This is a genomic window from Peribacillus saganii (assembly GCF_003429095.1).
Taxonomy (GTDB): Bacteria; Bacillota; Bacilli; order Bacillales; family DSM-1321; genus Peribacillus; species Peribacillus saganii.
In genome coordinates, this window is record NZ_QVTE01000014.1 from 31,672 (window position 1) to 50,247 (window position 18,576).

General features: G+C 40.2%; 19 protein-coding genes. 11 read left to right on the top strand and 8 right to left on the bottom strand.

All coding sequences use genetic code 11. From position 1 onward, the window contains the following. Positions 1-72: 72 nt before the first annotated feature. Together D0469_RS05775 and D0469_RS05780 are read right to left on the bottom strand one after the other, a co-directional pair. On the bottom strand, positions 73-1,434 hold the full coding sequence (locus D0469_RS05775) for a hemolysin family protein (protein WP_117325694.1): 1,362 nt from the start codon (positions 1,432-1,434) through the stop codon (positions 73-75). Between the two features lie 127 nt (positions 1,435-1,561). Next, entirely contained in the window at positions 1,562-1,741 is a 180-nt protein-coding gene (locus D0469_RS05780) for a hypothetical protein (protein ID WP_117325695.1), read from the bottom strand. Between the two features lie 350 nt (positions 1,742-2,091). Between D0469_RS05780 and D0469_RS22080 the strand changes: the two genes are divergently transcribed. The 4 genes from D0469_RS22080 to D0469_RS05800 all read left to right on the top strand — a co-directional run bounded on the left by D0469_RS22080 (position 2,092) and on the right by D0469_RS05800 (position 5,331). After that, entirely contained in the window at positions 2,092-2,253 is a 162-nt protein-coding gene (locus D0469_RS22080; RefSeq protein ID WP_407675728.1) for a hypothetical protein, read from the top strand. A 377-nt stretch (positions 2,254-2,630) separates the two neighbouring features. After that, a complete protein-coding gene (locus tag D0469_RS05790) occupies positions 2,631-3,245 on the top strand; it encodes a DedA family protein (RefSeq protein WP_117325697.1) in 615 nt (204 codons plus the stop codon). Positions 3,246-3,496: 251 nt separating this feature from the next. Further along, positions 3,497-4,735, top strand: coding sequence for a dicarboxylate/amino acid:cation symporter (locus D0469_RS05795; protein ID WP_117325698.1), 1,239 nt, complete (start codon positions 3,497-3,499; stop codon positions 4,733-4,735). A gap of 248 nt (positions 4,736-4,983) precedes the next feature. Beyond that, entirely contained in the window at positions 4,984-5,331 is a 348-nt protein-coding gene (locus D0469_RS05800; protein ID WP_117325699.1) for a DUF3243 domain-containing protein, read from the top strand. An 88-nt stretch (positions 5,332-5,419) separates the two neighbouring features. Here D0469_RS05800 and D0469_RS05805 read toward each other — a convergent pair whose 3' ends face one another. Next, entirely contained in the window at positions 5,420-5,941 is a 522-nt protein-coding gene (locus D0469_RS05805; RefSeq protein WP_117325700.1) for a universal stress protein, read from the bottom strand. A 478-nt stretch (positions 5,942-6,419) separates the two neighbouring features. Here D0469_RS05805 and D0469_RS20985 point away from each other — a divergent pair, with 478 nt between their 5' ends. The 3 genes from D0469_RS20985 to D0469_RS05815 all read left to right on the top strand — a co-directional run bounded on the left by D0469_RS20985 (position 6,420) and on the right by D0469_RS05815 (position 11,023). Next, complete coding sequence (locus D0469_RS20985; protein WP_158553362.1) at positions 6,420-6,596, top strand: hypothetical protein; 177 nt, start codon at positions 6,420-6,422, stop codon at positions 6,594-6,596. A gap of 535 nt (positions 6,597-7,131) precedes the next feature. Further along, complete coding sequence (locus D0469_RS05810) at positions 7,132-9,516, top strand: transglycosylase domain-containing protein (RefSeq protein WP_117325701.1); 2,385 nt, start codon at positions 7,132-7,134, stop codon at positions 9,514-9,516. Positions 9,517-9,661: 145 nt separating this feature from the next. Then, a complete protein-coding gene (locus D0469_RS05815; protein WP_117325702.1) occupies positions 9,662-11,023 on the top strand; it encodes a protease complex subunit PrcB family protein in 1,362 nt (453 codons plus the stop codon). Positions 11,024-11,116: 93 nt separating this feature from the next. Here the strand turns inward: D0469_RS05815 and D0469_RS05820 are convergent, their stop codons facing one another. The 4 genes from D0469_RS05820 to D0469_RS05835 all read right to left on the bottom strand — a co-directional run bounded on the left by D0469_RS05820 (position 11,117) and on the right by D0469_RS05835 (position 14,895). After that, the gene (locus D0469_RS05820) at positions 11,117-11,539 is read right to left on the bottom strand and encodes a GtrA family protein (RefSeq protein ID WP_233522952.1); all 423 of its coding nucleotides are present in this window, start codon (positions 11,537-11,539) and stop codon (positions 11,117-11,119) included. Then, a complete protein-coding gene (locus tag D0469_RS05825; protein ID WP_117325703.1) occupies positions 11,508-12,545 on the bottom strand; it encodes a glycosyltransferase family 2 protein in 1,038 nt (345 codons plus the stop codon). The genes D0469_RS05820 and D0469_RS05825 overlap by 32 nt, the downstream gene beginning before the upstream one ends. A 39-nt stretch (positions 12,546-12,584) precedes the next feature. Continuing rightward, positions 12,585-14,264, bottom strand: coding sequence for a DUF6044 family protein (locus D0469_RS05830; RefSeq protein WP_117325704.1), 1,680 nt, complete (start codon positions 14,262-14,264; stop codon positions 12,585-12,587). A gap of 307 nt (positions 14,265-14,571) precedes the next feature. Then, positions 14,572-14,895, bottom strand: a complete 324-nt coding sequence (locus D0469_RS05835; protein WP_117325705.1) for an HPr family phosphocarrier protein — start codon at positions 14,893-14,895, stop codon at positions 14,572-14,574. Between the two features lie 600 nt (positions 14,896-15,495). Here D0469_RS05835 and sigY point away from each other — a divergent pair. From sigY to D0469_RS05850, 3 genes are read left to right on the top strand one after another with little or no spacing between them, the layout of a single operon-like run. After that, positions 15,496-16,050: an RNA polymerase sigma factor SigY gene (sigY, locus tag D0469_RS05840; protein ID WP_117325706.1), complete on the top strand. Its 555-nt coding sequence runs from the start codon at positions 15,496-15,498 to the stop codon at positions 16,048-16,050. Beyond that, positions 16,013-16,357 (top strand): YxlC family protein, encoded by a 345-nt coding sequence (locus D0469_RS05845; RefSeq protein WP_117325707.1) that lies wholly within the window; start codon positions 16,013-16,015, stop codon positions 16,355-16,357. Before sigY ends, D0469_RS05845 begins: the two co-directional genes overlap by 38 nt. After that, entirely contained in the window at positions 16,354-16,545 is a 192-nt protein-coding gene (locus D0469_RS05850; RefSeq protein WP_117325708.1) for a sigma-Y antisigma factor component, read from the top strand. The genes D0469_RS05845 and D0469_RS05850 overlap by 4 nt, the downstream gene beginning before the upstream one ends. Positions 16,546-16,928: 383 nt before the next feature. Here D0469_RS05850 and D0469_RS05855 read toward each other — a convergent pair whose 3' ends face one another. Beyond that, positions 16,929-17,717, bottom strand: coding sequence for a divergent polysaccharide deacetylase family protein (locus tag D0469_RS05855; protein WP_233522953.1), 789 nt, complete (start codon positions 17,715-17,717; stop codon positions 16,929-16,931). 163 nt (positions 17,718-17,880) lie between these two features. Here D0469_RS05855 and D0469_RS05860 point away from each other — a divergent pair, with 163 nt between their 5' ends. Further along, complete coding sequence (locus D0469_RS05860) at positions 17,881-18,072, top strand: CsbD family protein (RefSeq protein ID WP_117325709.1); 192 nt, start codon at positions 17,881-17,883, stop codon at positions 18,070-18,072. Positions 18,073-18,576 lie beyond the last annotated feature (504 nt).

The following is an 18,576-nucleotide window of genomic DNA, read 5'->3' on the forward strand; positions in this document are numbered from 1 at the left end:
ACAAAAGAGTGCTTGGTGAAGATGTACCAGTCCTTAGCAGATGTTCCTTTTGGCCAGGGGGCATGTGCCTATCTATGACACTATTTCTGTCTGCACCTTTGTTTTTTGTAAAGACAGTTCTGGCAATGCTGCTGGTTCTATTGCCTGCTTCGTAATTTCAATATATCGGATATGATGTTCTTCCATTTCTGAGATCCTAAAACAGTATAAGCCGTGATGCAGTGTGTCACCCTGCTCCACATCATAATTTTCAGAAAGGACCCAGCCGCCAATTGTATCGATAACCTCATCTTCAATTTCCAGTCCCAGCATATCGTTTATCTCACTCAATAAAACTTTCGAGTCTACAATAAAATGGTCATCTTTTATCTTTCGGACCATCGGGATTTCATCGAGGTCGAATTCGTCACGGATATCCCCAACAATCTCCTCAAGAATATCTTCAACAGTAACCAATCCGGAAGTGCCTCCATATTCATCCATAAGAATGGCCATGTGGATTCGTTCCTTTTGCATTTTGACGAGAAGGTCATGGATTGGAATGCTGTCAATGACACGGATGATAGGCCGGAGATAATCTTCCACTTTTTTCTTTGTGTCCTTTTTTTGTGAAATTATATCAGTAAACAGTTCCTTCACGTTAACCAATCCAATTACATGGTCTTTATCTCCATCAATGACAGGATATCTGGTGAATTTTTCCTCGGTCATCAGTGTAATGAATGACTCAATTGTATCGTCTTTTGATAGAGAAACAATTTCAGTGCGTGGAACCATAATTTCTTTCGCAATTCTATCATCAAATTCAAATATTTTATTAACGTATTTGAATTCAGACTGGTTTATCTCACCGTTTTTATAGCTTTCAGAAAGGATCATTCTCAATTCTTCTTCAGTATGAGCCAATTCATGCTCTGAAACAGGCTTAAGGCCAAACATCCTTGTGATAATTCTGGCTGATCCGTTTAATGTCCAGATAAACGGAAACATAAGCTTGTAAAAGAAAATAAGCGGCCTAGCTATAAGCAAAGTAACTGCTTCTGCTTTTTGGATGGCAAGTGTTTTTGGTGCAAGTTCGCCAATTACTACGTGCAGAAAAGTTATCAATGCAAAAGCAAACCCAAAAGAAAGAATCTGTGAAGCAGCAGCCGGAATATTCAAAGCATCCATAACTGGATGCATTATTCGCTCGAGTGTAGGTTCACCAAGCCAACCAAGCCCAAGGGCAGTTATTGTAATACCAAGTTGGCAGGCTGACAGATACTCATCCAGGCTGGCAACAACCTTCCTTGCTGCAATAGCGTTGCTGCTGCCTTCTTCAATCAGCTGGTCAATCCTAGTGGTCCTAACTTTCACGATTGCAAACTCCGAGGCTACAAAAAATCCAGTCAAAGCAATTAAAATGGCTATTAAAACCAAGTTTAATATGTCCAAATAGCTCCCTCAACCCGCTAAAAAAATTGCGGGTAAGGAGTCACCTCCCAAGGCGTCTTATTTTTAATATTGTAGGAGTCAGATAGTCTCCAAATCCTTTAATCTCTTTTCTAAAATAAATTACAGACTAGTTTGGATGGAGCAGCAGCCATAACCGCTTTTTTCTTTCCATCCGATAAAAATCATCAGCCGCAATGGCATAATCCTCTGCGTTTTTATGAAATCTCGTTTCAATACCCCATCCAATCACCTCGGTCTTTGTTAAAGTAAATACTTTAATTATAAAAAATGATATACCAGGCGTCAAATCAGCAGTTTTCCATAAATGGTTATTATTTCATTTATATGGGTGTTTATAACCTTATATTAGCGTTTTTTAAACATATTCTTCCGAATTCTCCATTATAGGGAAATAGTTACTTATTATTTTGTACTGCTATATAGTAAAATGATAAAGAAGCTGTATAAATACACCATGAAAAATGGAAGTCAGTTACTTGCTCCCTGATACGATTCCCTTGGGCTTTTATGTTTTATTTCCTGTAAAATCGGGAAAAAGTAGGAGTAGGTAACGTACATAATTGGAGCGGGCTGTCAGTATACAAAACCGTTTTTATAAAATCTCTTGGGGTGAGCATGGTGGATAGTCAAATAATTATGAAATTTAAAAGCAAAGGAATAAAGATTGAAAAAACAAAATCCAGACACGAGGTATTTTCTAATTTATTCCGGTCCAACCCATCCCTGCTTGGGTTTCAGGCCAATCCATTAACTGAAAAGCTGAGCGATTTAAAGGGTGAAGATGTAAAACTTACCTGAAATGTATTAGATTAAGGTAACTAAAGAGAGGTGCGGAAAGCGCCTTTTTTTGCGTGAGGAAATTACTAAATGCCCGAAGTGGATAATAAATATAGTGAGGTTATCTCTAGCTCCAGCGCGCTTTTTTCCGGAGGAAAATAATGCCTCGACGCACAGGACGTGCTAGTGCCGGCGTTGCAACAGGACGGAGGTTGAAATGCTCTTAGATTTCAACCCCTCCAGAAATTACTCGACGTTCCTTTGCTAAGACGCTTGCGCTTTTGTTCATGCATTAGAAGAGGTTGGAAAAATTAGAAATAATCTCATTGAAAAGGTAATATACTTGTACAAATTACAATTAGGCTAAAAGTGAGCCTATGGCGGATAGGGAGTTTGGTATGAAAGATCTGATAAACGAAATCTTTGTTATTTTATCTGATCTGGGCTATTTTGGAATTGCCCTTGGGTTAATGATCGAAGTTATTCCAAGTGAAATCGTTCTCGCATATGGAGGATACTTAATTTCTCTGGGAAAAGTCAGCTTTATAGGAGCCCTGCTGGCAGGAATCATAGGGGGAACTTTAGCCCAAATGTTCCTTTATTGGGCGGGCTATTATGGAGGGCGTCCGTTTCTGGATAAGTATGGGAAGTATATATTCATTAACTCCCGCCATCTTGATTTGGCAGAAGAATGGTTCCACAGATATGGGGCCGGTGTTATTTTCAGTGCACGATTTATCCCGGTGGCAAGGCATGCTATCTCAATACCAGCTGGAATCGCCAAAATGCCTGTGTTTACGTTTGTTGCTTATACGGCTGCTGCCATGGTACCCTGGACAATTTTCTTCTTATATCTAGGAACACTTCTTGGTTCAAACTGGGGAACAATAAAAGAAAAAGCTGCTCCGTTTATATCCTTTTTCATCCTGGCGGCAATTGCATGCGGAATTGTATATATGCTGTGGAAAAGAAAACAAGCACCGCCAATCTTATCTGTCCCGCGGAAGAAATAATATTTGTTGCAATGAGCTTAAAAGGCTATGCTATGATGGCCAAGCAATATTCTTATGTTATTAGAATAGTTTCGTGCAATTGTATAAACTTGATCCCGTGTTAACAAAAAACGCGGGTTTTTTAGTGCTGATTTATTCCAGATGAACACATTTAGTTCAATACCTAAGCGATCTCACAGCTATCTTGTTTAATCAAGCAAGTTAGAGGGGTATAACTACTTATAAGGCAGTTGGACTGGAGGAGGGAATGCATGAGACTTACGACAAAGATTATCATTGGCCTTATTGCCGGAGCTATCACCGGTTTATTATTGAATATTTTATCTCCTGATCTTTTCAAGATTTTAAATCAATATCTTTTTGTTCCGGCAGGAAAAATATTCATTAACTTGATTACCATGCTGGTAGTGCCAATTGTACTCTTTTCGATTATTTTAGGAACGGCAGGGCTAGGCGACCCTAAGAAGCTTGGCAGAATAGGATTAAAGACAATCGTTTATTTTTTATTCACAACAACGATTGCCATATTAATAGGGCTGGCCTTAGCTTTTCTGTTTGAACCTGGCAACAAGGGGGAATTCGACACTGCTAACACAGAATTCACAGCAGAGAAGGCACCTCCTGTAAGCGAGACACTCTTAAATATTATCCCAAGTAATCCGTTTGCTGCACTAACGGAAGGCAATATGCTTCAGGTTATCGCATTTGCCGTATTAATTGGCTTTGCACTTACAGCACTAGGCGACAAAACAAAAGGCATCTTAAACCTGGTAGACCAGGGAAATGAATTAATGATGTACCTGGTGAATCTTGTTATGAAGCTGGCGCCATATGGGACGTTCGCACTCATTGTTACAGCTGTTGGAAGTCAAGGGATTGATGCTGTAAAGGCTATGGGATTATATATGTTTGTGGTTATATTTGCACTAATTCTGCATGGACTGATTGTCTATGGTGGTTCAATTATGTTACTGGCACGCAAAAATCCCCTATGGTTTTTCAAGGGATTTGCCCCTGCAATGGGCGTCGCTTTCTCTACATCAAGCAGTAATGCGACCCTTCCAGTTTCAATGGAAGCAGCCCAAAAGAATCTTAAGGTACCCGAATCAATCAGCAGTTTTGTCCAGCCGCTTGGAGCGACCATCAATATGGATGGAACAGCGATAATGCAAGGGGTGGCAACGATATTTATTGCCCAGGTTTACGATGTGAACTTGACATTTCCTGAGATTGCAACAGTCGTGCTGACTGCTGTGCTGGCAAGTATTGGAACAGCTGGAGTTCCAGGGGTTGGCCTGATCATGCTCGCAATGGTGTTATCATCTGTACAGCTTCCGGTAGAAGGAATTGGGCTTATCCTGGGAATTGACAGACTGCTTGATATGGCAAGGACTGCTGTCAATATTACAGGTGATGCAGCCTGTGCGGTGATTGTTTCAGAGCAGGAGAAGAAAACACAAAGAAGGGCAGAAACTGTTGTAAAACGTTAATGAGAGACAAATACAAACAGGCGCCATAAACGGGATGCCGTTTGTATAAAGAAATTTCTCTGTTATATGTATATAGAAAATCTCCAATATTGGAATCTGCTGTCAGACTCTGTGCCGTAATGCTCCTTAATAATTACTAAAAAGAATATTTTATATTCCAAGCCTAAAGAAACTCTTCCTCCATGTTTAAGAATTGATACCTTTGGTTATCTATAAATTAACAAGGTTTCTTAAAAGGAGGAATTCCATTGTCAGAGCAAGGACATGTAGTTAAGAAAAACGGTGAAATGGATACAGGTATGGTAGATGATGCGATTAAGCGCATTCCCCCTGAACGTGTTGAAGACATCCTGGAGAGTTTCGGCCAGTTTAAATCGTATTTGAAGGTCCGTATGGATCTGGGGAAAAAAATCGGCTTAGATGAGGAGCAACTTACCAAAACAGCAGAAAAGATAAGTAATTATTTAGCTGAACATGTCGAGCCGAAAAATAGGGAAGAAAAGCTTTTGCAGGAATTGTGGAAAGTTGGTAACCAAGAAGAGCGGCATAAACTGGCACATTTGCTTGTTAAGCTTGTGGATAACGAAATGAGTTAATGGTTCAAACTGAGAAAAAAAAGCCTGGCGATTGTCTATTATTGACAATTCGGCCAGGCTTTTTAGATGGAACGAAGGAAATGAATCCTTATTTAGCAATCAGGACAGGACAATACGCTTCTTTTGCCACAGATGCACTCACAGATCCCAGAAATAGCTGCTTAAGGCCGCTTTTTCCGCTATTTCCTACGATAATTAAATCAGCACCTGTTTGTTGAGCGAAGCTGCAAATGCTTTCAACCGGATTTCCTTCAAGAATCTTGAAGCAGCCCTCCACATGGTTTGAAGATAGAATCTCCCTTGCTTTTGTTTCAGCCATTGACGAGCTGTTTCGGACGATACTATGGGTGGAATCAGTGGGAGCAAGATTGTTTCTTTCGATGGCTATAGGCTGGATTTGGCTTGGATCGACGTACAAAGCATCGTTTGAAAAACCAGCAATCCTAGCTTCTCCAATCGGCACATTTTCCACTTTCTCATTAAATACATGGACAACTGTCAGCCTGGTATCATTTAATGACTTAACAAGCCTGCAGGCCCAATTCAAAGCTTCCTTACCGCCTTCACTACCATCGTAGGCAGCGATAATATGCTTCAGGTCCCTAGTCATATTCTCATCTCCCCTTTAAAGTAATATTTCAAGCAGCTTCTCCCCTGCTGGACAGAAGTTACCCTTATCTGGCACTACCTCTTACGCACAGCAAATTTAGAATATATAGCTTCCACACACGGGATTTGCTAGTGCCGCACACTAAGTACCTTTGTCGTTTTCAGGATTTTTCCTAAATAAATTCAAAACCGAGCGGTGCTTTCCTAAGAATAATATTATTTTAGAGATTAATTTTAATTATATTGTTTTTACCCAAATTGTTGAGAATTATCCATAAGACAATATAATGAACTTTTTAAATCCGCGATTTTCTCTATAAAGAGGTATTTATGTCGAATCATTTAGATAAATAGGGCAGAAAGGTTCAGGAAAAAGATAGAAAATTGAAAAAATTTATTTAATTCATGACAATAGTCCAATGCGTATTGGAAAATTTTCCTTTAAAATAAAATAATAAAAGGAAATTGGGGTGATTTGGATGCATGTAGCTGATTCAGGAATGCACCCGACTATTAAACGTTGCCTCCAGCATTTAGAAGTTATTAAAACAGATGATAAGACACGGCAAATTGTCTATATGTATATGCAAAGTCTATATAAGGAATTAACCAAGCAGGAACCCCAACTTATCGAACAAAAGGTTATCAAAGGTTAATTTCAAACGGAAATTTTTCAAAATCTAATATGCATTTATGCTAGGCAATTTAGAGTCACCCTTCTTTCTTGGATAGAGCGGGTGCCTCTTTTTGTTGTTAAAAAATAGTTTTTTCTATTCTGAAGCCCACAGCAGGCAGAAACCTGGAGCACGCGAAAAGAAGTAGAACGATGTCTTGTTCAATGCCTAAAAAAATAGCCCCCATTCAATTTTAAATATTGCTTTGGCCGCTGTGTTTTTTTGTAATAAAGTCAATTTTATAGATCGAATTACTTAAGAAACGTGTGGGTATACAGTATTAGGCTGCAGTTGGTAAAAAGGTTTTTTTCTTAATCCATAGGAAGTGTTATGTACCATGCACCTGAATATTATCTCTACAGCTTAATCCCACAAACAGCCGAGGTTTTCGTCTGCAAAATATACTCATAAATAGAAGTGTTAATTTGTTTTTAACGGGGTATATAAAATACGTTGGGCCTTACATACTAGGTTTATTGGTTGCTTTTGCTAGAGAAAGACGAAATAGGGGGATCATATGGACGGGCTGTATCGCTTTTTTGCAAATCATATTAAGCCTATGAAATTATTTAAGACTGGAATTATATTGTTTTCAAGCTTTGCATTGTTTGCGGTAGCTTTTTTGAACTTTTTTGAACCAAAAACAGACATTAGCAATTTAAAGACTGGCCTGGAGAGACCAACGGAAATTTATGATGCGGAGGGAAAGCTGGCAAGCAAAATTTCAGCCAATAAAACAGAAGGGGTTCCGATCGAGGAAATTCCCAAAGAGGTAAAAAATGCTGTGCTTGCTATTGAAGATCACCGTTTTTATGAACATAACGGAGTAGACTACAAGGGTATTGCGAGAGCTTTTTATACCAATCTTAAAGCGGGTGAAATAGTTCAAGGCGGAAGTACCATTACCCAACAGCTTACCAAAACTGCCTTGCTCGACACTGATCGCACGTATAAGAGAAAGTTCGAAGAGTTCTTTCTGGCCCGGGAAGTTGAAAAAGAATTTTCCAAAGATGAGATTTTAGAAATGTACTTAAATCAAATTTACTTTGGCCATGGGTCCTGGGGAATCCAAAAGGCATCAAGGATTTATTTTGGAAAAGAAGTAACCGACCTTTCTATTTCTGAAGCAGCCATGTTAGCAGGATTGATAAAGGCACCGACGAATCTTGATCCTTTTAACCATTATGACAAGGCCGTACAGCGCAGAAATACAGTCCTGAGCAAAATGAAATCATATCAATTTATAACGAAAGAGGACTATGAAGCTGCAGCCATCGAAAAAATCACGCTGAACAAAGAAGAAAATGGGGATCCGTACAAGGGGAAGTTTCCTTACTATGTCGATCATGTTTTAACAGAGGCTTCAAAGGAATACAAAATTGAACTGGATGAACTGCTTACAGGAGGATATAAAGTCTACACTGCTCTTGACCAGAAGATGCAGCAGGCCACTGAAGAAGTATATAAAGAGGACTCCAATTTTCCCAAAGGTACTAATGACGAGAAAACGGTCCAAAGCGGCACAGTCCTGCTTGATCCGAAAACAGGCGGTATTAAGGCGTTGGTTGGAGGAAGGGGAGAGCATCAGCTGCTTGGTTATAACCGGGCAACCCAGCTTAAAGCTCCCCCGGGTTCGACGATGAAGCCACTCGCCGTTTTTACACCTGCTATTGAGGAAGGTTATGGACCTGGATCCATGCTAAAGGATGAAAAAATGGATTTCGGCGGATATGAACCTGAAAACATAAATGACCAGTACCGGGGCGAGGTGCCGCTATACGAGGCACTCATGAAATCATTAAACGTTCCCACTGTATGGCTGTTAAATGAAATAGGAATTCAAACAGGGATGGATGCTGCGGAAAGGTTCGGAATTCCACTGACAGAAAAGGATAGGAAGCTTGGTCTTGCACTGGGAGGGTTGGAAGATGGGGTTGCCCCTATTCACATGGCTGGAGCTTTTTCAGCATTTGCAAATAACGGGGAAAGGATCAATCCGCATGCCATTGTTAAAATTGTCGATTCTTCTGGGAATGAGGTTGCTGCCTGGAAGGAGAAGAAGGCTAAGGTAACCTCAAAGAGTGTTGCCAAAAAAATGATTACGATGCTTCTTGGCGTTGTTGAACAAGGGACCGGAAAAAACGCACAGGTTGAAGGATGGGAAATCGCCGGAAAGACAGGATCCACGCAGGTTCCCTTCGAGGGTTATGAGCAGGGAGTGAAGGACCAATGGTTTGTTGGGTTTACACCGACATTGGTAGGTGCGGTTTGGGCTGGTTATGATAAGACAGATAAAACAAGCTATCTGACCTCAACGAGCAGCACCGGAGCGGCGATATTGTTTCAAAGGATTATGGATAAAGCTCTGGAAGGCCAGAAGCCAGTATCGTTTGACGTTCCTGATATCGATACTGTAATAAAGGAACACGAAAAGGATGAGAAGAAACGTGAAAGAGAAGAATTCTGGAATGATCAAAAAGAGAAAGTGGAAAGGGGCTGGCAAAAGTTTAAAGGAAGCCTAAAAAAGGAAGATAGCCAAAAGCAAACAAATCCTGATCAGGAATCAGAAATTCCGGAAGGAAACAAACCAGCTGAAGAGGAGGGAAGCGTTTCGAATGAAAAAGCTCCGGTCACTGCTGAACCTGATGGGGGAACGACTGAGCCTGACTCAGAAGAAAAAGAAACAGTGAAGGAACCGATAGATGAACCAGTAAAGAAAGAAGAAAAGAAAGAAGTAAAGAAAGAACAAAAGCCTGAGCAGCAAGAGCCAAAGGGAAAAACCAAAACGGAACCGCCAACTCCTGAGCCGCCTCCCGCCGAACCTGAAGGAGAGCCCGAACAGCCTGAGCAGGATGGAGATACAGGGCAAACAGATGATGGTGAGGGAACCGCCCCAGAGTGATAATTTCCTTTGGAAGTAAGTTTCTCATTATAGCGTATGCAAGACGTCTGGAATAATTATTCGATCCAGGCGTTTTTTTGCAGCTAATTCTGTAACCTTACAGGCAAAAAATCGTCAAATAGATGAAGCGAAAGGAGGCAGAGTAATGAAAAAAATCATAGCAGGGTTCTTGTTCCTTCTGATAGCCAGTGTAACAACTGGTTTTGCGGAAGCAGCTATGCCGTTAAGCGGAGAAACAGTGCAGCATTTCCAGGAGGTTAAATCCGACACATTACATCCAGATGAACAGGCATTTATCGATTATGTTAAAAAGACGCCAGGAATCCATCAATACAGAAATCTTTATGTGGTTGCCCTCGGACCTCAGCCAAGTGCGGGATATGGCATTGACCTAACCAGGCAAGCACAGACATGGGAGCAGTACAATGTTTATTTTACCAAAACAGTCCCTCAGCCTGGCCAAATGTATGCTGAGGTTGTTACGTATCCGTATATTGCTGGAAGATGGGATGGAGTACCTTACAGCACTCTTAGCCTGCTCGATGAAAAGTCACAAAAACCATTTTTACAAGAAGTTAAATCGCCGTTTGTTTTTATGGAAGGAAGAAATATTACAGATTTGAAAAAAGGATGGACTGTTACATTCAACAACGGCTTTAATGAAAAGACAGCTCAAAATTTTATAGTAACAATTGAAAATGTTTCAAAAAACAAAATACATCCTTTTGCGCTGCATGTTCAGCTAAAAAGCAAGTCAATGAAAATAATTCCAAAATTTCCATATGAAAAAAATTCGTTATATCTTCTGAAAATTAAAGACACCCAGCGGGGAACAGAAACCATCATGCCTTTTAAAACCATTGAAGCATTAGATAAACTGACCCTAAGCTACGATTTTTCTACGGGTTTGCAGGGCTGGAGGGGAGATTTTACAGATCTTCCTGTTAAGTATGATAAAAATTCCTTTGAGTTAGAGTTTGGGCACAAGCCAATCCCATTAATAGATAAAAAGCTTGCGAAGGCTCTAATGCTTTCAGGTCATAATCGCAGTGACGATTTATTTATGTTTGCAAAGAAAAAAATCGGCCAGGAAGAAGGATTGCTTCCTAACACAAATTATGAGGTCCAAGTGGAACTGACCCTATATACAAATGCCGATCCGGGATTATCAGGCATAGGTGGAGCACCCGGTGAAAGTGTCTTTATAAAGGCTGGAGCAGCTACCGTCGAACCAAAGCCAATCGTGAGAAATACCGACCATAGACTGAATATTGACAAGGGAGAGCAAGCAGCCTCGGGTAAAAATGCAGTGGTAATCGGCAATGCAGCCAAGGAAAAAGAATCTCAAGCAATGTTTGATAAAAAAACGCTTAAGAGTTCCGAAATGATCATTGCGAAAACGGACAGCAAGGGAGAGCTTTGGCTAATGTTTGGATCAGATTCAGGATTTGAAGGAAAAAGTTCGTTATATTATGAAAAAGCAAGCTTTTCTTTAACAAAACAATAAATCAAGATGTAAGCTATAATACAGCAATAAAGGTTTATCCCAGCCAGGAATCCTAAACTGAAAATAGGCGCCCCTCAGGGGACGCCTGTATTTTTATTGCCTGAACACAAATATTTTCTGTCCTGCATAATTTGCGATGGTATAAAAGCCGGTTCCCATCAGTACAGCTAAGTTGGTTTTGGATAGCAATTGGAAGGCCTCGATATTCCTTTCCAGATAGTTTGCCATAGCTTCACTTATTGAGTAGGCACCAAAGTAGCAAATCAGTATAACAGCAATAAATTTCGGGATTCCTGATTTTACAGAAACAGAGCTATGAAAGGTAAAAGAACGGTTAAGGAAAAAGCTGACTGCTGCACCAATGCTGTTGCCGGTAAAAGTGGATAACCAGTAATTAAACCCGAATATATTTAAGAAAAGAAATACAGCAGATAACCCGACACAAGTATTAATTATCCCCACAAGCAAGAAGCGGACAAATGAATTAGTTGGTTTCAGGCATTTTTCGGCTATCAATGGCGAAAAGCTCCTCGTCAGCAAAAGTCAGATTTTTGCGGTGAAGCGGCATTGGAAACGAATAGGAATCAATATCGATAATAAACTTTGGACGGCGTTTAGATTCCTTGTATATTTTGCCGATATACTCACCAATTAAACCTATCGCAATAAGCTGCAGTCCGCCTATCAGCCAAATAGAAATGATTAATGAGGTCCAGCCCGTTGTTGTATTGCCAGAGAATTTTAGAGCCAGGAAATAGCCCCCTACAAGCATACTTACAAGAAAAGAAGCCAGCCCAAGCAAAAGTACAAACCTGATTGGGGTAACTGAGAAGGAAGTAATCCCGTCAAAGGCGAAAGCAAGCATTTTCTTTAATGGATATTTTGTTTCACCCGCCATCCTCTCCTTACGGTCATAATAAACGGTGTCAGCCTTAAAGCCAATTAAGGGAACGATGCCACGCAAAAACATGTTCACTTCATCAAAGCGCTCTAGCTCCTGAATGGCACGCTTACTCATCAAACGAAAATCGGCATGATTGTAAATGAGATTTACACCCATGTATTTCATCAGCTTGTAAAAGGCCTGGGCAGTTGTTTTCTTAAAAAGCGTATCGGTGTCGCGCTTGTCGCGTACCCCATAAACAATTTCGTTTCCTTCCACAAACTTTTGGATAAATACGGGTATCACATTAATATCATCCTGTAGATCTGCGTCAATGGAAATCACGCAATCAGAGCCTTCTTTGGCGGTGAAAAGCCCTGCCAGCAGAGCATTTTGGTGTCCGCTGTTCCGCGCCAGCTTCAAGCCTTTTACCCGATCGTTTTGTAGGCTCGACTTATAGATAATAGGCCATGTTTTATCCTTGCTGCCATCATCCACAAATAAAATTTTGCTTGAAACAGCGACAAGATTTTCCTTGATCATTTCTGCAACCAATTGATCGAGCTGTCGGATCGTTTCTGGCAATGTTTCTGCTTCGTTAAAGCAGGGAACTACTATTGTGAGTATAGGTTCAATCATTTTTGTATCCTCCTGGTGCAGTCGTCTGGCAATTTTAGCTTATAAAACTTTATATAAGTAAATTTTCCATGCAGCGGTTTTCGATGTGAAAACTTTTTCGAGCTTTATATTGTTCTCATCAGCATTTTCAATAGGCAGGGCAGCCAGGAAATAGGATCCTCCAAGCTGTTTAAAGGGTGCTGTGTTTAGCTGGAGATTTTTCAGTTTTTTCCTGGAAGTCTTTTTAACCATATAATGCTTTCCAAGCTCACTGGTGAAAATGTAACAGCGGCCGCCCCATTCATCGAAGTAGGTACGAATGGTTTTATTTTTTGCCAACTCTTGTTCAATTATTTTCCGAAATTCATATTTGTAGCTTAACGGATAGAAATTATTATAGGTATCAAGTGTATAAAAACCATTGTATTGCGCGACAGCAGGATGGATCCCAATACTTGCGACCCGATAATCCTTCTGCGGCATCCCGATATGTTCCTTAATATCTCTGAAAAGGTCCTCAGCATAAAACTCCTTTACAGTAGGTTTGTTGCGGTAAATAATTTCATCATTAAAAGCAAACAGGACAAAAATCTGTGCTGCAACAAAAAAAATAGCCAGCTGCTTGGGGCCGATTGCGTGTTCCCAGAGAATTTTCAAGGCAAGGGCAAAGCTCGCATAGATTATGAGAGGCCGCAGAAAATGGAACCTTGCAAAATTAAAGGTATCCAAAATATGAAACCGTTCTGTTAACGGAAGCCAGCCCTTATAAAACCAGAAGGCGTACCAAGCGGAGAGCAGGAAGTTAAGAATAAATAAGAAAACAAACGTTGTTTCGCTTCTCCATAGACGTTTTTTTATCACAGCATATAAGGCAAAAAAGAGTGCCAGAAGGATAAAGAGTCCATGGACGGTCATTACATGAGTATGGCCTAGAATAAAGTTCTTAAAAGTTAGCTGGATAGCACTCTCTAACGAAAGGCGGGCGTGAAAATATTCATCCCTGCTGGTAGGTTCTGCTGCAAATAGCAGTGAATAAACCAGTCGATATTCAACAATCAGAAAGACTATTCCCATGTAAATAATGGAAAGTAAAAATCTGAAATTCCAGCCTTTGCCGCGCAAAACGTCTGTCAGCCAGAATATACCCATTGCCGCAAGAAAAAAGAAAAAGCCAAGTACAATGCTGGAGTAAAATGGGAGCAGGGTTAGCACCAAATAATTTCTCCAAGAATGATTAGCTTTTCTGATATGTAAAAAAGCCCACAGTGCAAGCGGCATTCCAAGCGTGCTCAGCATACCGGAGGGCCAAAAGGGAGTAAGCGCAAAGGCCAATGCCGGCCAGACTCGGATCGCTGCCATTTCGCGTATCGGGATAAAGTGGTCTCTAAGCAAAAGGTACATTCCTATAAAAGCGACTACTCTTGTAAGTGCCTGGCTTAAGGCATATGCCGTCATCGGAGAAAAAAGGGCATATAGCCAAACAATGCCGGTCAATTCAGAACCGAATGCGTTTCGCGGCAGGCCGTTGATTATCTGAGGAACGGTTGATTCAAGCCCGCCTGCCAGCTGGCCGCTTTCAGCCAGCACTTTATACCAAGCAATATTTGAATCTAAATTGTCGTGAACCCGGATATGGGCGTTCTCGCCTAATAAAAGCAACGGAGAAAGATAGACAGCCAACAGAAGAAAAGCAAAGATTGCTTGTCTTTGCTCATTTTTTTGCAGAAACAATTCATCCACCCCGCTCGAAGAAATTCCAATACTTACTGATGACTATAATGTTTGCTTTAAAACAGAATATATTCTTAAAGTGGATTTTTTCATCCATTTAAACTATTTCTTGCAAAGGAAGCAAAAGGCCAAAACGGAAAAAACCATGTCCGGTACGGACATGGTTCATCTTTCCAGATAAAAGTATAACTTTTTTAAAGTACAGATGGCCTAAAGTCCCGCCTCATCGGAAAAGGCACTTTGTGAGGATGTGGGATTTTAGCTGTCCTTCAGTCTGGGCGCTTGAGCTATTCTTAATCTTATGAACTGCAAATGTTTAGATACGAACTGTATCAGTAGGGTTTACGAAATATGGCTGTCTAATTCCCGAAGGCTGGAAATGCCCATCGAAGTTTTCTTTTAGATCTTCCAGCTTTTGCTGTACCTCTTTTCCTTCAACAATAATTTTTATTAAGGAGTCTTCCTCAATTGTTAGCATGAAGGAAACTAGTTTAGAAAGTTTCTGTGCATCAATAATTTTGTGGTTGCACATGAAATAAATATTTCCTTCAAAGCCTTTAATGTTTTGATATACCGATAAAATGCCTTTCATAGTAAGACGTGATTGAACTTTTACATCTGATGATATGATTTCATACATTTAGATTTTCTCCCTTCGAGTATTATATATTAAGTAAATTTGTGTGATTGTTTGGTTAGTTGTTATTTACCCGGAGGGGAGAATTTGAAACATTGAACAGAAAGGTAATTTATTATATTGATAAAATAAAATTCTTGAAGAGGACTTAGTTCGCACTTTGGGGAATGACTGAAGAGGTAATTTGATTTGGGGCTTTTGACGTTACAGCATGCTTACGCTTATGAAAAATATGAAGTATAATTTCAGCTGCAGCAGATCCGACCTTACCTTGGTCTTTCTATGTATAACTTTGGCACTCCCTTTCATTGCCGCTCATAAATGTGGCTTTCGGAGGCTGTCTGATGGCAATCAGTGTGTTTTATTGAGTAGTTCTTCCAAGGTATCTTCATCAGCAAAACAGGAGAATCAATGATCGTAATGAACTTACCGGCTGATTTACTTGTCTGCTCAGATGAATGGCAGGTTTTATTTTTTCTAAAGATTTTCAGATAAAAGATGAACGTTAATTATGGCTTGATCGTCTTAAGTGTAAAAAGAAGCAAACGCCCCACAGCATTGGCGGGATCAAAAGCAAAGGAAGAGAGATAGGGAGGATCACATGTGGAAGAAAAGAGGCTGATTGAAAGCGCCAAACGGGGGGATGACCTCGCCTTTGCCCTGCTTTTTCAGGACAGCTACCAGCTGTTAGTCAAATATTTAATTAAGGTCACATTCAGTTATGAAACGGCGGAGGACCTCGCACAGGAAACGATGGCAAGAGCGTTGGAGAAAATACAGTTTTACAACGGATCTTCTAAATTCTCTACCTGGCTGATATCGATTGCCACAAATTTATTTATCGATATGACGAGGAAGCAAAAAAGAGAAAATCGCTACAAGGAACAAGAGCAGTCCATTCGTAAACTGAAATGGCAGCTGCAGACGTCTGATGAGGACTGGATCGACACGATAGAAGCTTTAGGAAAATTAACGGAAGAGATTCGGATTCCCATCATTTTAAAGCATTATTATGGATATTCATATGCTGAAATCGGCAAAATGCTGGACATTGCTGAAGGGACCGTAAAATCAAGGGTGCACAATGGAATCATTGCTGTAAGGAAGGAGCTGAGGCTTGATGAAGAAGATAGTAAACATCGAAGAAGCACAAAATAAAGAGTTTAAAAGTACTATTGTGAAAATAAAACTCGGTTTAGGCCATTTAGACGAAAACAGCAAAGTGTTTAATCCAGATTTATCAATGATTCAAGCGAAAATAGCCGAACAACGGGAATTGGCGGAAAGAAAATGGCGAAGGGATATTAAACTCTTTTGCCTTATTGCGGCCGTAATCCTGTCAGTTATGTTAATTGCTTTATACCAAAATCCAATTGTCTTCGCCGCTGTTCAAGGGATATCTGCAGCTTGCTTTATTGCGGTCACATTTTTCAAGTATATTAAACAGAAGGTGAAGGAAACATGACCGAGAACGAACTCATGATTCTTCCTTTAGTTGCTTTGATCTTACTGGCACAAAGCGTCTTTCTGTTCACAAATGCCAAAAAGCACGGCCACAACTATTGGCTCTGGGGTATTCTTGGCTTGGTGCAGGCTCCTGTTCCAACTATTATCTACTTGTTATTTGTACGAAAAGCCAGGAAGGATAATTAAGCTTAATAGGTTGTCGCATCAAGCTCCCGGTTTCTTTTATTTGGAATCGCTAACTGGCTGTTTTTTTATGTTGATATTAACACTGAACTTGTTCATGCAATTTTCACATTGCCGTCAAAGAATATTGCGTTTTACACTCAGAACGATGTGTCCTTCTATGTTAAATTCACAGTAGATGAATAATGAGGTTTACATAGGAGGAATATCACATGGAAGAGCTATCTGTTACTCTGGCAATCGCCAGCTTAATGACAATTGTATTTTATGTCGGTTATACAATTTACAACGCTTAGTCCGTCGATGTACTCGAGTAGAGACCTATTATAAGAAGGGATGAGACCCTGTTCAGCGCAAATGGCAGGGTCTCTTTTATATTTTAAATATCATTTTTTATTGATCTCAAAAAAATTGTCTGGATTTGTATCAGATAATAGGGTAGAAACAGGAACAATTTCTATATGACGCTTCTTATATTCATCCAGAGAATTGACTATTCCCAGATAACAGGCTTTTCCCTTCACACCGACATGTCCTATGGCGACGGCATTTCCTTTTCTTTCAGTAATGTTTGCCAGCTTCATCATCTGATTTGAAACATAAGGCACATTTGAAATATCATCAAGGAATATATCGCTTTTCAAGATTGGTACTCCTAATTCTTGTGCGATTTCAGGAAATTTTGTTTTCGGACTAGTGCCGCTATCTACAATAAATAAATCCTTCTTTTTAGCAACTTCAACGATTGCTCTGACGATTTCTTCATCCTCAACTACCAGTGAACCCATATGGTTGTTCAGCCCTTTTGCATAAGGTACACTATCAATTGCTTCCATTACCCGTTGTTTCACTTCCGCTGGGGAGAGGTCTGAAGTGATCGGTTTAGGGCCGAGCCAGGATCTTTTTCCTTTTTTCGGCTGCATTGGCAAATGGATGATAACCTCAAAGCCATTTTGATGTGCAAGCTTTGCGTGATTCACGGAATACTCTGTAAAAGGCATGACAGCAGCTGTAATTGGGATGTCGCCCTCCAAGAACTCTTTAACACCGCCATTTCCCCCTCCGAAATCATCAATGATAATTGCTGTTTTCAAGTCTTTGGATATGGCTTGAACTGAGGCTGAAGGAAACATAAAGAGTGATAATGGTACTAAGAACAACAGAACTTTATTCAAAAAACCCCCACCTTCTAGCAAGGTATACTTTTCATTAGATAGTTAGTTTTTGTTTAACAAAAACTAACTATTCAACAATCCTTCTTGGTCGCCGCTGAAGTGTTTATTGCAATTGGCTGAAGGGAAAAGAAGATTAACACTATAAGCAAAGGAGGCAGTTAAAATGAGTGGTTTATCAGATAAAGTCAAAGGGACCGTAAGTAAAGTCAAGGGTGAAGTGAAGGATCAATTTGGAAATGCATCAGGAAATAAAGGAATGCAGGCAGAAGGGCAAAGAGAGAAAATGAAAGGATCAATCCAAAAAACCATCGGGAATGTGAAGGATGCTTTTGATGCTGGAAAAAATAGGAACTAATAATTCAATTTTTATAATAAGACCCTGACATTTTCTGTTTAAAGGATAAGTCAGGGTCTTTCACTGATTTCTTTTTTAATAAATCGGGAAAAGTGTGGATAACTGATTTTAATTAAGGTGAAATAAGCAGTTTTTTACGAGTAATACTTTTTTAACAATAGTTGTCAGCTCCAGCGCCCAGCCCCTTTTTATCCGTAGAAAAATAGAGCTCCGACGCAGATGACATACCAGTGCCGATCGTCGCCACACGACATGGCGTTCTTAGTCGTACTCGAATGATTTGACCAAGTGCCGTTACAGCCCTGTGTTGCGATCAAGTGCCATCGCAACCATGGTCATAAGTAAATCATTTCGGAAGGCAAAAAGCGCCCTCTGTCAGCGCTTGTCTTTTTATGCTGTATTGTGCCAAAAGCTGTCACAACTCTGTCGGGGCTGACCAGGGCGCTTGCGCTTTTCTTATAAAGGAGCATTCCTGTTAGAAGGATTTTCGGGGACTTGAACAAA

What these genes read in the sequence shown, in the direction of transcription:
- D0469_RS20985 (WP_158553362.1), top strand. Translation starts at nt 6,420, where the DNA reads ATGCATGTAGCTGATTCAGGAATGCACCCGACTATTAAACGTTGCCTC.
- D0469_RS05825 (WP_117325703.1), bottom strand. Translation starts at nt 12,545, where the DNA reads ATGATTGAACCTATACTCACAATAGTAGTTCCCTGCTTTAACGAAGCA.
- D0469_RS05815 (WP_117325702.1), top strand. Translation starts at nt 9,662, where the DNA reads ATGAAAAAAATCATAGCAGGGTTCTTGTTCCTTCTGATAGCCAGTGTA.
- D0469_RS05795 (WP_117325698.1), top strand. Translation starts at nt 3,497, where the DNA reads ATGAGACTTACGACAAAGATTATCATTGGCCTTATTGCCGGAGCTATC.
- D0469_RS05845 (WP_117325707.1), top strand. Translation starts at nt 16,013, where the DNA reads ATGAAGAAGATAGTAAACATCGAAGAAGCACAAAATAAAGAGTTTAAA.
- D0469_RS22080 (WP_407675728.1), top strand. Translation starts at nt 2,092, where the DNA reads ATGAAATTTAAAAGCAAAGGAATAAAGATTGAAAAAACAAAATCCAGA.
- D0469_RS05860 (WP_117325709.1), top strand. Translation starts at nt 17,881, where the DNA reads ATGAGTGGTTTATCAGATAAAGTCAAAGGGACCGTAAGTAAAGTCAAG.
- D0469_RS05810 (WP_117325701.1), top strand. Translation starts at nt 7,132, where the DNA reads ATGGACGGGCTGTATCGCTTTTTTGCAAATCATATTAAGCCTATGAAA.
- D0469_RS05790 (WP_117325697.1), top strand. Translation starts at nt 2,631, where the DNA reads ATGAAAGATCTGATAAACGAAATCTTTGTTATTTTATCTGATCTGGGC.
- D0469_RS05850 (WP_117325708.1), top strand. Translation starts at nt 16,354, where the DNA reads ATGACCGAGAACGAACTCATGATTCTTCCTTTAGTTGCTTTGATCTTA.
- D0469_RS05805 (WP_117325700.1), bottom strand. Translation starts at nt 5,941, where the DNA reads ATGACTAGGGACCTGAAGCATATTATCGCTGCCTACGATGGTAGTGAA.
- D0469_RS05835 (WP_117325705.1), bottom strand. Translation starts at nt 14,895, where the DNA reads ATGTATGAAATCATATCATCAGATGTAAAAGTTCAATCACGTCTTACT.